General features: G+C 77.7%; 2 protein-coding genes. One reads left to right on the top strand and one right to left on the bottom strand.

Translation table 11 applies throughout. From position 1 onward, the window contains the following. The first annotated feature begins 359 nt into the window (after positions 1-359). Entirely contained in the window at positions 360-3161 is a 2802-nt protein-coding gene (locus tag ACN20G_RS36350) for an AAA family ATPase (RefSeq protein WP_424217640.1), read from the top strand. Between the two features lie 62 nt (positions 3162-3223). Here ACN20G_RS36350 and ACN20G_RS36345 read toward each other — a convergent pair whose 3' ends face one another. After that, the gene (locus ACN20G_RS36345; protein WP_424217639.1) at positions 3224-13849 is read right to left on the bottom strand and encodes an SDR family NAD(P)-dependent oxidoreductase; all 10626 of its coding nucleotides are present in this window, start codon (positions 13847-13849) and stop codon (positions 3224-3226) included. Positions 13850-13882: the final 33 nt, after the last annotated feature.

The following is a 13882-nucleotide window of genomic DNA, read 5'->3' as shown; positions in this document are numbered from 1 at the left end:
AAGAGGCGCGCCGAGAAACTCGACGCAAAAGGTTTGAAAAGCCTCTCGCCGCAAACCGGATTCCCGCCAAAATGTGGCCTGTTATTACGCCGCGACCATTCTCACCGGTCGCCTGCGGCTAACGTCGACATTAGGGGGAAGCGCTCGTCTTTCCCTTGAGTGCGGGTAACAGCCGTCCCGTCGCAGCACGGCGCACGCCTACCGGGGGGAGAGAGAAACAACGCATCGCCGTGTCCCTCGACGACGTCCCTCGGCCCTCACGGCACTTTCCCGTTGCGGACGCCGCACCCTCCCGCTCTCCCCCCACGGACGGCACCAGGGGGCGCGGACCCATCGGGAAAATGAATCAGAGGGAAACGATGCACCTTTTCGACAGAGCCAGAGAACTGGACGCCCTCCACGCGGCCTTCACCGAGAGCGCGGACGGAAACGGCCGGCTCGTGCTCGTCAGCGGGGGCCCCGGATCCGGCAAGACCCGGCTGGTTCACGAATTCCTCGCCTCGCTCGACCCCCACACCGCACGCATCCTGCCGGCCACCGCCTCCCCCGCCGGCCGGGACCAACCCCTGGGGGTGGTCCTCTCCCTCCTGCACGAGGCGGGAACCCCCTTACCCGCGCCCGACACCGGGCCGGCCGAATCCCTCTCCCCCGGGCCCCTCCCGCCCGCCGGACCCCGCGAACGCCCCGTCTCCCCGCACCGGGTGCGCGCCCTCACCGACACCCTGCTGGGCCTGACCGCCGACGGGCGCACCCTGGTGCTCGCCGTGGACGACGCCCACCTGACCGACCCCGGCTCGCTGGAGGTCCTGCTGCGCCTGGCGCACGGCATCCGGTTCAAACGGGTGCTGCTGGTGTGCGCCCTGTCCGGGCAGTCCGACTCCCCGGACTCCCCCGGCGCCCTGGCCTCCCCCGCGCAGGGCCGGCTGCTGCGCCAACCCCACCAGCGGGTCCGGCTGGCCCCGCTCTCCCCGGAGGGCCTGCGCGAACTGCTGACGGCGCAGACCGGCGGACCGGCCGACCCCGAACTCGTGCGCTCCCACCACCGGGCCACCGGCGGCAACCCGCTGCTGGTGCACGCCCTCCTGGACGACCGGGCCTGCCACGCCGTCGAGGCCGGACGCCCCGCCACCGGCGTCCACTACCGGCAGGCCGTGCTGTCCCTGCTGCACCGGGGCGGCCCGGTCGCCCTGCGGGTGGCCCGCGCCCTGGCCGCGAACGCCGCCCCCGCCCCCACCGACACCCTCGCCCGCCTCGCCGACGCCGACCCCGCCGACGTGGACGCGGCCCTGGAGTGGCTGCACGCCACCGGCCTCGCCCACGACCGCGTGCTGCGCACCCCGGCCGCCGCCGGCGCGGTCCTCGCCGACACCCCGCCCGAGGCCCGCTCCCGACTGCACGCCCGCGTCGCCGAGAGCCGCTACCTGGCCGGCGCGCCCACCACCGAGGTCGCCCCGCACCTGCGGGCCGCCGACCGGGTCCCCGCCGGCTGGGGCGCGGAACTGCTGCGCAACGCCGCCGACCAGGCCCTGGCCGCCGACGACGTGGACGCCTGCACCGCCTACCTGCGGCTGCTGCTGCGCACCGGCACCGACGCGGCCGAACGACGTTCCCTGGCCGCCGCCCTGGGCCGCGCCGAGTGGCGCGCCAACCCGGCCGCGGCCGGACCCCACCTGGACCCGCTGCGCGAGCCGGCCCTCGCCGGTGAACTCGACATGCGGGACACCGCCACCGTGCTGCGACACCTGCTGTGGCAGGGCGACACCGAACTCGCCGCGAAGACCGTGGCCGGGCTGCTGCCCGCCCACACCCCGGCCGACACCCGGGCCCTGGCCGAGGCCGAGTTCGTCCGCCAGTGGTTCTACGGCGCCTCGATGCCGGCCCGGACCGCGTCCGCCTCCCTCCTCGCCGCCGACCGGCGCGGGGTGACGCGCGCCTCCTCCGGGTTGACGGCCCGGCTGGCCGAGCTGATGGGCGGCGACGCCACCGACGAGGCCGTGGCCGCCGTCGCCCAGGCGTTCCAGGGCCACCACCTGGACCACCTCGACCTGGAGATGGTCGCGATGGCGCTGCTGGCCATCGCCCACAGCGACCGGCCCGCGATCGCCGCCGCCGCCTGCGAGGCCCTGCTCGCGACCGCCGCCGACCGGGGCGCCACCACCTGGCGGGCCCTGCTGGGCGCCGTCCGGGCCGAGATAGCCCTGCTCCAGGGCGACATGACGACCGCCGCCCGCGAGTCCCGGGCCGCCCTGGAGCTGATGCACGCCCAGAGCTGGGGGGTGCTGATCGGCCTGCCGCTGTCCACGGCCGTGTTCGCCCTCACCGCCCGCGGCCGGCACGAGGAGGCCGAGGCACTGCTCGCCCGCGAGGTGCCCGAGCCCATGTTCCGCACCGTGTTCGGCATCCAGTACCTGCGGGCCCGGGGCGGGCACCGGCTCGCGACCGACCGCCCGTTCGCCGCCCTGAACGACTTCGAGACCTGCGGCCGGTTGATGCGGGAGGGCAATCCGCACCTCCAGAAGGGCATCCCCTGGCGCTCCGACCTCGCCCTGGCCAACCTGCGGATCGGCAAGACGCGCACCGCCCGCGAATGGGCCGAGGAACAGCTGCGGCTGCCCGACGCGCACAGCTCACGCGCCCGCGCCATGGCGCTGCGGATGCTCGCCGCGACCGGCCGGCCGCACCGGCGCACGGCCCTGCTGCGCGAGGCCGCCGACCTGTTCAAGGCGTGCGGGGACCGGCACTCCCTCGCCCAGTGCTACGCCGACCTGTCCGCCGCCCACTACGAGCTCGGCGAGTACGACCGGGCCCGGCTGGTGGCCCGCAAGGCGGCCCGGGAGGCCGAGGCGTGCGGCGTCGAGTCCCCCGTGGACGCGCACCTGCTGGCCGAGCCCGGCCGGCCCGAGCCCGACGGGGCGCCGGCCGGGGCGCCGATCCTCAGCGACGCCGAGGTGCGGGTGGCCGGCCTGGCCGCCCTGGGCTACACCAACCGCGAGATCGCGGGCCGGCTGCACGTCACGGTCAGCACGGTGGAGCAGCACCTGACCCGCGTGTACCGCAAGCTCGACGTGGCCAGCCGGGCCGAGCTGCCGTCCAAGATGCTGGACCGGCACATCCCCAAGCTCTCCGACCGCTGGGCCGACACCCACCCCTCGGCGGGCTGAGCCCGGCCCGCGCCCGGGGCCCCGCCCGTGGGCGGCGTCCCGGGCGCGGGCGCGGGTGCCGGTCACCCGAGGGCGCCGAGTTCGCCGTCGAGGATGTCGAACAGTTCGTCGGCCGTGGCCGATTCCAGGGTGCCGGGGCCCGCCTCGGCCGGGCCCGGGGCGGGCGCTCCCGCGTCCCCGGTCCCTTCCCAGCGGGCGCTGAGGGCCCGCAGTCGGGCCCCGACCCGGGCCCGCTGTTCGGCGTCCACGGCCGCCCGGGCCAGGGCCTCGGCGAGCAGGGCCTCCAGCCGCACCACCTCCGCCTCGGCGTCCACCGCCGGCGTGCCGTCCTCCTCGCCGCCGGGCAGTTCCTCGAAGAGGTGCGCGGCCAGCGCGTCGGCGGTGGGGTGGTCGAAGGTGAGGGTGCTGGACAGGCGCAGGCCGGTGTCGGCGACCAGCCGGTTGCGCAGGTCGAGGGCGGCCAGCGAGTCCACGCCGAGGTCGCCGAGGGGCCGTTGCGGGTCCACGGCCTCGGCGCTCTCGTGTCCGAGCACGTCGGCCACGTGCCCGCGCACCAGCTCGGCCAGGGCCGTGCGGCGCGCGCCGGCGGCCAGGGCGCTCCAGCGGGCCGCCGGGTCGGCCTCCGGCGCGGGTCCCGCCCCTTGGGCGAGGCGGCGGGCCGGGGCCTGCGGGCGGGCCGGGGCCAGGGCGCGCACGAGGGCGGGCGCGTCGGGGGTGCTGCGCACGTGCACGGGCAGCAGGGCGGCGCGGTCCTCGGTCAGGGCCCGGTCGAACAGGGCCAGGGCGCGGTCGGCGGGCAGCGGCAGGATTCCGTCGCGGGCCAGCCGGCGCAGGGCGGTGGCGTCCAGGCCGGCTCCCATGCCGGTGTCGGTGCCGGTGTCCCACAGGCCCCAGGCCAGGGCGAGGGCGGGCAGGCCCTCGGAGCGGCGCAGTTCGGCGAGGGCGTCGAGGAAGGCGTTGCCGGCGGCGTAGTTGGCCTGGCCGGCCGCGCCGAGGGTGCCGGCGGCGGAGGAGAACAGCACGAAGGCGGCCAGGTCGGCGTCCCGGGTGAGTTCGTGCAGGTGCCAGGCGGCGTGGGTCTTGGGCCGCAGCACCCGCTCCAGGCGTTCGTCGGTCAGTTCGGTCACGAGCCCGTCGTCGAGGACCCCCGCCGCGTGCACCACGGCGGTCAGCGGGTGCGTGGCGGGCACGGCGGCCAGCAGCGCGGCCAGGGCCTCGCGGTCGGCGGCGTCGCAGGCCGCGACGGTGACCTCGGCGCCGAGGGCGGCGAGTTCCGTCGTGAAGGCGGGGTCGACGCGGCCGGTGCGGCCGGTCAGCAGCAGCCGGCGGGCGCCGTGCCGGGTGACCAGGTGTCGGGCCAGCAGCCGGCCCAGGGCGCCGGTGCCGCCGGTGATCAGCACCGTGCCCTCCGGGTCGAGGCCGGCCGGGGCGGGCGGTTCGGCGGGGGCGGGCCGGGGGGTGAGCACGGGCCGGTGCGCGGTCCCGGCGCGCAGGGCGAGTTCGGGGGCGCCGCTCGCGAGGGCGGCCGGCAGGGCGAGGACGGAGTCGGGGTGCCCGTCGGTGTCCACGAGGGCGACGGCGCCGGGGTGTTCGACGGCGGCGGCCCGCACCAGGCCCCAGACGGCGGCCTGCGCCGGGTCGGGCGGCCCGGCCGGGGCGAGCGCGGAGCGGGTGAGGACCACGAGCGGCCCGGCCGGCTCGGCGGGTCCGGCGAGGTGTTCGCGCAGCGCGTCCAGCACGTGCCCGAGGGCCTCGCGGGCCCGCGCCGGCGGCTGCCCGGTCGGGTCGACGGGCACGGTGAACACGCGCGGGGCGGGCGTCGTCCCGGTGGCCGCGGGCAGGTCGGCGGGGACCCAGTCCACGGCGTACAGCTCCCCGGCCTCGGCCCGGGCGGCGCCGAGCTGTTCGGCGGTGACCTGCCGGATCCGCAGGTCCGCGACCTCGGCGACGGGCGCGCCGGTCTCGTCGTACAGGCGCAGGGCCGCCGCGTCGGGGCCCAGGGGGGTCAGGCGCAGCCGCAGGGCGGCGGCGCCGGCGGCGTGCGCGGTGACCCCGGACCAGGAGAACGGCAGGGTCATCACCGTCGGGTCCTGCCCGTCGAGCAGGTCCAGGGCGTGCAGGGCGGAGTCCAGCAGCGCCGGGTGCAGGGTGTGGCCCTCGGCGGACGCGGTCTCGGGCAGGGCCAGTTCGGCCCACACCTCGGGGCCGAGCCGCCAGGCGGCGCGCAGGCAGCGGAAGGCGGGGCCGTAGGCGTAGCCCTGGTCGGCGAGGTGCTCGTAGAGCCCGGAGACGTCCACCGGGGTCGCGCCGGTGGGCGGCCAGGTGGGCAGGGGCTCGGGTTCGGGGGCCTCGGCGACGGCCAGGAGGCCGCCCGCGTGCCGGGTCCAGGGGCCCTCGTCGCCCTCGGGTCGGGCGTGCACGGTCAGGGCGCGGCGGCCTTCGGCGTCGGGGGCGCCGACGCCGACCTGGAGGTGGACGGCGCCGTGCGGGGGCAGGGTCAGGGGGCGTTCCAGGGTGAGTTCGGCGAGCCGGCCCAGGCCCACCCGGTCGCCGGCGGCGACGGCCAGTTCCACGAAGGCGCTGCCGGGCACGAGGACGGTGCCCGCGACCGCGTGGTCGGCGAGCCAGGGGTGGGTGTCGGGGGCGAGCCGGCCGGTGAGGGTGAGGGTGTCGGTGTCGGCGGGGGCGAGGCTCGCGCCGAGCAGGGGGTGGCCGGCGGGGCTCTGGCCCAGGTCGCGGGCGTCGCCGGCGCCGCCGGGGGTGTCGGTCAGCCACAGCCGGCGACGCCGGAAGGGGTAGGTGGGCAGGTCGACGGTGCGGGCGCCGGCGCCGGCGAAGACCCGGGCGCGGTCCATGGGCACGCCGCGCACGTGGAGGGCGGCGAGCAGGGCGGCGAGGCTCTCCTCCTCGTCCCGGTCGCGGCGCAGGGCGGGCAGGAAGAGCGAGGCGTCGGGGTCGGCGAGGGCCCCGGTGCCGATGGGGCAGAGCACGGCGTCGGGGCCGAGTTCGAGGTGGGTGCGGACCCCGGCGGCCTCCAGGGTGCGCACGCCGTCGCCGAAGCGGACCGCTTCGCGCACGTGCCGGACCCAGTACTCGGGAGAGGTCAGCTCCTCGTCCGCGGCGCGGGCCCCGGTGAGCAGGGAGAGCACGGCGCGGGTGGGCGGGTTGTGACGCACGTCGCGGGCGGTCTTCTCGAACACGGCGAGGGCGGGTTCGGTGAGCGGGGAGTGGAAGGCGTGGTGGACCCGAAGGCGTTTGGCGCGCCGGTCGGGGAAGGCGGCGGCGATGGTGTCCACGGCGTGCTCGGCGCCGGAGACGACCAGGGCGCGGGGGCCGTTGACGGCGGCGATCGACACCTCGGGGCCCAGGTGCGGGGCCAGTTCGTGTTCCTCGGCCTCCAGGGCGAGCATGGCGCCGCCGTCGGGCAGTTCGGCCAGGGCGCGGCCCCGGGCGGTGACCAGGCGGGCGGCGTCGGGCAGGTCCCAGACCCCGGCGAGGTGGGCGGCGGTGAGTTCGCCGATGGAGTGGCCGGCGAGCCAGTCGGCGCGGATCCCGAAGGATTCGATCAGGCGGTGCAGGGCGACCTCGACGGCGAACAGGGCGCTCTGGGTGTAGAGGGTGTCGTCGAGGAGGGCGGCGTCCTCGGTGCCGGGTTCGGCCCACATGACGGCGCGCAGCGGCCGGTCCAGGTGCGGGTCGAGGGCGGCGCAGAGTTCGTCGAGGGCGCGGGCGAAGACGGGGTGCGCGGCGTACAGGGCGCGGCCCATGCCGGGGCGTTGGGCGCCCTGGCCGGAGAAGTGGACGGCGAGGCCGCCGCCGACGGGCCGGCCGCGCAGCAGGCCCTCGGCGCCGGCGCCGGCGGCCAGGGCGGTCAGGGCGGTGCGCAGGGTGTCGGTGTCGCGGGCGGTGATCGCGGCGCGGTGGCCGAGGGCGGCGCGGCCGGTGGCCAGGGAGCGGGCGAGGTCGGGCAGGGGGTGGTCGGCGGCGACGGCGGCGAGGCGTTCGGCCTGGGCGGCGAGGGCCTCGGGGTCGGCGGCGGACAGCAGCACGGGCAGCAGGGGGCCGGCGGGCGCGGGGTCGTCGGCGGGTTCGGGTGCCGGGGCCGGGGCGGGGGCTTCCTCGATGATGACGTGGGCGTTGGTGCCGGAGATCCCGAAGGAGGAGACGCCGGCGCGGCGCGGCCGGCCGGAGGGCTCCCAGGGGGTGTCGGCGGCGGCGAGGTCCACCCGGCCGGCGGTCCAGTCCACGCGGGTGCTGGGGGTGTCGGCGTGCAGGGTGCGGGGCAGCAGGCCGTGACGCAGGGCGAGGACGGTCTTCATGACCCCGGCGACGCCGGCGGCGGCCTGCGTGTGCCCCAGGTTGGACTTGATCGAGCCCAGGCGCAGGGGTTCGCCGTGTTCGCGGCCCTGGCCGTAGGTGGCGAGGACGGCCTGCGCCTCGATGGGGTCGCCGAGCGCGGTGCCGGTGCCGTGGGCCTCGACCACGTCCACGTCGGCGCCGGTGATCCCGGAGGCGGCCCACGCGGCGCGGATGACGCGCTGTTGGGAGGGGCCGTTGGGGGCGGTCAGGCCGTTGGAGGCGCCGTCCTGGTTGACGGCGGAGCCGCGCACCACGGCGAGCACGGGGTGCCCGGCGCGCACGGCGTCGGAGAGGCGTTCGAGGACGAGGACACCGGCGCCCTCGGACAGGGCGGTGCCGTCGGCGCCGTCGGCGAAGGACTTGGCGCGGCCGTCGGCGGCGAGATTGCGCTGCCTGCTGAAGTCCGTGAACGTGTCGGGGGTGGACATGACGCTGACGCCGCCGGCCAGGGCCAGCGAGCACTCCCCGGCCCGCAGGGCCTGCGCGGCCAGGTGCAGGGCCACCAGCGAGGAGGAGCAGGCGGTGTCCACGGTGACGGCGGGGCCTTCGAGGCCGAGGGTGTAGGAGACCCGGCCGGAGGCGACGCTGCCGAGGCTGCCGTTGCCGAGGTGGTCGCGGACGGCGTCGGGGACGCGCCGCAGCCGGCTGCCGTAGTCGTGGTACATGATCCCCGCGTACACGCCGGTGGCGGTGCCGCGCACGGCGTGCGGGTCGATGCCGGCGCGTTCCAGGGCCTCCCAGGAGGTCTCCAGCAGCAGCCGCTGCTGGGGGTCCATGGCGAGGGCCTCCTTGGGGCCGATGCCGAAGAACTCGGGGTCGAACTCGGCGGCGTCGTAGAGGAACCCGCCTTCGAGGGTGCTGGTGCGGCCCAGGGTGCCGGGTTCGGGGTGGTAGAGCCCGTCGAGGTCCCAGCCGCGGTCCTCGGGGAAGGGGCCGATGGCGTCGCGGCCGTCGGCGAGCAGCCGCCACAGGTCCTCGGGGGTGCGGACCTCGCCGGGGAAGCGGCAGGCCATCGCGACGATGGCGATGGGTTCGTCGGCCCCGTCGCGGGCGGCGCCGGCGGCCCGAACGGTGTCGGCGTCGGTGCCGGTGTCGGGGGTCGCGTCGCCGAAGAGTTCGGTGCGCAGGTGGGCGACGAGGGCGCCGGCGTCGGGGTGGTCGAAGACGAGGGTGGCGGGCAGCCGCAGGCCGACGGCGGCGCCGAGCCGGTTGCGCAGTTCGACGGCGGTGAGGGAGTCGAAGCCGACCTCGCGGAAGGAGCGGCGCGGGTCGAGGGTCATGTCGGCGCCGTGGCCGAGGACGGCCGCGACGTGCCCGCGGACGAGTTCGGCGAGGGCGGCGTCCCGGCCGGCCCGGTCGAGGGCGGCCCAGCGTTCGACCTGGGAGGCGGGGGCGGTGCGGGCGGCGGCGGTGCGCAGGGCGGCGGGCACGAGGGCGCGCAGCACGGCGGGGACCTCGCCGGCGCGGCGCAGCGCGGGCAGGTCGAGGCCGATGGGGACCAGCAGGGGTTCGGCCGCGCCGGTGAGGGCGGTGTCGAACAGGCCCAGGGCGTCCTCGGTGCTCAGCGGGCGGACGCCGGCGCGGGCCATGCGGGCCACGTCGACCTCGGTGAGGTGGGCGGTGAGTCCGGTGCGCTGTTCCCAGAAGCCCCAGGCCAGGGAGAGGGCGGGCAGGCCGAGGTCGGCGCGGTGGGCGGCGAGGGCGTCGAGGAAGGCGTTGGCGGCGGCGTAGCCGGCCTGGCCGGCGCCGTCGACGGTGCCGGCGGCGGAGGAGAACAGCACCAGCGGCAGCTCGGGGCGGTCGCGGGTGAGTTCGTGCAGGTGCCAGGCCGCGTCGGCCTTGGGGCGCAGCACGGCGGAGACGCGGGCCGGGTCCTGGTCGGTGATCAGCCCGTCGTCGAGGGCGCCGGCGAGGTGGACGACGGCGGTCAGGGGGTGGGTGTCGGGGATCTCGTCCAGGAGCCGGGCGAGTTGTTCGCGGTCGGCGGCGTCGCAGCGGGCGAGGTGGATCTCGGCGCCGAGTTCGGCGAGGTCGGAGAGGTCGGCGGCGGTGGTGCCGGAGCGGCCGGCGAGGACGAGCCGGCGCACGCCGTGTTCGGTGACCAGGCGGCGGGCGACGAGTCCGCCGAGGACCCCGGTGCCGCCGGTGATCAGGACGGTGCCGGTGGGGTCGAGGGCGGGGCGGGCGCCGGGCGCGGGGTGGGCGCGGCCCAGGCGGGGGACGTGCAGGGCGGCGGCGCGCGCGGCGAGTTGCGGCTCGCCGGTGCCGGCGGCGGCGCGCACGACGGCCTCGACCTCGGCCGGGTCGGCGGTGGGGTCGGTGTCGACGAGGACGAAGCGGTCGGGGTGCTCGCCCTGCGCGGCGCGGACCAGGCCGTGCACGGCGGCGGCCGCGAGGTCGGTGACGGGGCCGCCGGCGGCGGGCACCGCGCCCCGGGTGCGGACCAACAGGCGGGCGTCGGCGGTGCGCGGGTCGGCGAGCCAGTCCCGCAGCAGGTCCAGGACCCGGGCGGTGAGCGCGTGGACCGAGCCGATCGGGTCGGCCGGGTCGCCGACGGCGTCCAGCACCACCCAGGCGGGGATCTCGGCGAGTTCGGCGAGGTCCCGCGCGCCCAGCACGGTGTGCGCGGGGACCGGGTGCGTGGGGCCGGGGGCGGGCACGGTGGGCCAGTCCAGCCGGTACAGGTCCCGGGCCGCCGGGGTGGGGGCGGTGAGCGCGGCGGGGTCGGCGGGCAGCGAGACCAGGGCCTCGACGGCGGCCACGGGGGCGCCGGTGGGGTCGGCCAGGTGCAGGCTGAGGGTGTCGGAGGCGCCGCCGCCCCCGATCCGCACGCGCAGCGCGGTGGCGCCGGCCGCGTACAGGCTGACGCCGGTCCACGCGAACGGCAGCCGCGCGGGGGCCTCGCCGGCGCCCGTCTCCTCGGGGCGGGCGTCGGCGTGCAGGGCGGCGTCGAACAGGGCCGGGTGCAGGCCGAAGCCGCTCGCGGGGCCGGCCTCCTCGGGCAGTTCCACCTCGGCGAAGGTCTCGTCCCCGCGCCGCCACACGGCGCGCAGTCCCCGGAACGCCGGCCCGTACGCGTGCCCGAGGGCGGCCAGGTGCTCGTGGGCCCGCTCGACGGGCACCGCCTCGGCGCCCGCCGGCGGCCACGCGCTCAGGTCGAACTCCGGGGCGGCGCCGCTCGGGACGAGCAGGCCGACGGCGTGTTCGGTCCAGGGCCCGTCGGCGGGCTCCTCGGGCCGGGAGTGCACGGTGAGGGCGCGGGCCCCGTCGGCGTCGGGGGCGGCGGCCCGGACCTGGAGGAGGACGGCGCCCCGCGCGGACAGCACGAGGGGGGCGCGCAGGGTGAGTTCGGCGAGCCGGCCGCAGCCGAGTCCGTGGCCGACGCTCAGCGCGAGGTCCACGAAGGCGGTGCCGGGCAGCAGGGTGGTGCCGTGCACGGCGTGGTCGGCGGTCCAGGGGGCGCCGGCGCGGGTGAGCCGGCCGGTGTGCAGCACGGTGTCGCTGTCGGCGAGGGTGAGGGCCGCGCCGAGCAGCGGGTGGGCGGCGGCGGTCAGGCCGGCGGCGCCCACGTCCCCGGTCTCGGGGGAACGGCCGAGCCAGTAGCGGTCGCGGCGGAAGGGGTGGGTGGGCAGGTCCAGGGGGCGGGCGGGGCCGCCGAACACCGTGGTCCAGTCCACCGGCAGGCCGGCGACGAACGCCTCGCCGAGGGAGGTGAGGACCCGGTCGGGGCCGCCGTCCTCGCGGCGCAGGGAGCCCAGGGTGGTCAGGTCGCGGCCGTCGGCGTCGGCGGTCTCGGCGATGGCGTGCAGCAGCACGGGGTGCGGGGAGCATTCGACGAACACCCCGTAGCCGGCGCCCTGGAGGGCGCGCACGGTGGGTTCGAAGAGCACGGCCTGACGCAGGTTGGTGTACCAGTACGCGCCGTCGAGGCCGGTGGTGTCGAAGGGGGCGCCGGTGACGGTGGAGTAGAAGGGCACGCTCGCGGGCCGGCCCTCGATGCCGGCGAGGTCGACGCGCAGCCGGTCCCGGATCTCCTCCACGTGCGCGCAGTGCGAGGCGTAGTCCACGGGGAGGCGCTTGGCGCGGCCCCCGTCGGCGAGGATCCGCTCGCGCAGGGCGTCGAGGGCGTCGGCGTCCCCGGACAGGACGGTGGAGGAGGCGCCGTTGACGGCGGCGATCGAGACGCCGGCGCCGTGTTCGGCGTGCTCGGCGAGGAGTTCGCGGACCCGGGCCTCGGGCAGGGCCACCGACATCATGCCGCCGCGCCCGGTGGACAGCACCTCGGCGATGGCGCGCGAGCGCAGGGCGACGACGCGGGCGCCGTCCGCCAGGCTGAGGGCGCCGGCGACGCAGGCGGCGGCGATCTCGCCCTGCGAGTGGCCGATGACGGCGCCGGGGCGCACCCCGTGGGCGCGCCACAGCTCGGCGAGGGAGACCATGATCGCCCACAGCGCGGGTTGCACCACGTCCACGCGTTCCAGCGGCTCGCGGGAGCGGATCACGTCGAGGAGGTCGCGGTCGGTGTAGGGGGCGAGGGCGGCGGCGCAGTCGGCCATCGCGCGGGCGAACACGGGCGAGGAGTCGAGGAGGTCGGCGGCCATGCCGGGCCACTGGGAGCCCTGGCCGGGGAAGACGAACGCGACCCGGGACTCGCCGGCGGGCGCGCCGCGCACCACGTGGGCGGCGTCCGAGCCCTCGGCGAGCGCGGTCAGGCCGGCGGTGAGGGCGGGCAGGTCGGCGCCGACGACCACGGCCCGTTCGTCGAGGGCGGCGCGGGTGGTCGCCAGGGCGTGGGCCACCTCGGGCAGCGGGTCGCCGGTGGTGCGCAGGTGGTCGAGGAGGAGGGCGGCGTGGGCGGCCAGGCCCCGGGGGTCCTTGCCGGTCAGGACCACCGGCAGCGGGCCGGCGAGGTGCGGGAGGGCCGCGGCGGGTTCGGGGGGTTCGGGGGCGGCCTCGACGATGACGTGGGCGTTGGTGCCGGAGATCCCGAAGGAGGAGACGGCGGCGCGTCGGGGTTCGGGGCCGGCGGGCCAGTCGCGGGCCTCGCGGAGCAGTTCGACGGCCCCGTCCTCCCAGTCCACGCGGGAGGTGGGCCGGTCGGCGTGCAGGGTGCGCGGGAGCCGGCCGTGGCGGATGGCCATGACCATCTTGATCACTCCGGCGACGCCGGCGGCGGCCTGCGTGTGGCCGATGTTGGACTTCACGGAGCCCAGCCAGAGGGGTTCGGCGTGCTCGCGGCCCTGGCCGTAGGTGGCGAGGAGGGCCTGGGCCTCGATGGGGTCGCCGAGGGGGGTGCCGGTGCCGTGCGCCTCGACGGCGTGCACCTGGTGGGGGGCGAGGCGGGCGTCGGCGAGGGCGGCCTGGATGACCCGCTGCTGGGAGGGGCCGTTGGGGGCGGTGAGGCCGTTGCTGGCGCCGTCCTGGTTGAGGGCGCTGCCTCGGATCACGGCGAGGACGCGGCGGCCGTTGCGGTGGGCGTCGGAGAGGCGTTCGAGGAGCAGCATGCCGACGCCCTCGCCCCAGCCGGTGCCGTCGGCGCCCTCGGCGAAGGACTTGCAGCGGCCGTCGAGGGCGAGGCCGCGCTGGCGGGAGAAGTCGATGAAGGTGTCGGGGGTGGACATGACGGTGACCCCGCCGGCCAGCGCGAGGGAGACCTCGCCGGCGCGCAGGGCCCGCACCGCCGTGTGCAGGGCCACGAGGGAGGAGGAGCAGGCGGTGTCCACGGTGACGGCGGGGCCTTCGAGGCCGAGGGTGTAGGAGACCCGGCCGGAGGCGACGCTGCCCAGGTTGCCGTTGCCGAGGTGCCCCTCGACGCCCTCGGGGACGGTGGTGAGCCAACTGCCGTAGTCGTGGTACATGACGCCCGCGTACACGCCGGTGCGGGAGCCGCGCAGGGCGTGCGGGTCGATGCCGGCGCGTTCGAACGCCTCCCAGGAGGTCTCCAGCAGCAGCCGCTGCTGGGGGTCCATGGCGAGGGCCTCGCGGGGGCTGATGCCGAAGAACGCGGGGTCGAACAGGGGCGCGTCGTGCAGGAAGCCGCCCTCGCGGACGTGGGTGCGGCCCGGGGCGTCGGGGTCGGGGTCGTAGATGCCGTCCACGTCCCAGTCGCGGTCGGCGGGGAACTCGCCGACGGCGTCCACCTCGTCGGCGACGAGCCGCCACAGGTCCTCGGGGCTGCCGACCCCGCCGGGGTAGCGGCAGCTCATGGCGACGATGGCGACGGGCTCGTGGGCGGCCTCGGTGATCCGCTCGTTCTGCCGGCGCAGCCGCTCGTTCTCGAGCATTGACTCGCGCAGCGCCTCGACGATCTGCTCGACGGATGTGTCCACGGTCGGTGTCGCTCCCTGCTGGTCGGCGGCGCT

Source organism: Streptomyces dryopteridis, from assembly GCF_049606955.1.
In the GTDB taxonomy this organism is placed as follows: domain Bacteria; phylum Actinomycetota; class Actinomycetes; order Streptomycetales; family Streptomycetaceae; genus Streptomyces.
This window is presented reverse-complemented; position numbering and strand designations above follow the sequence as displayed.

Coding starts and splice junctions, on each gene's coding strand:
- ACN20G_RS36350 (WP_424217640.1), top strand. CDS start 360: ATGCACCTTTTCGACAGAGCCAGAGAACTGGACGCCCTCCACGCGGCC.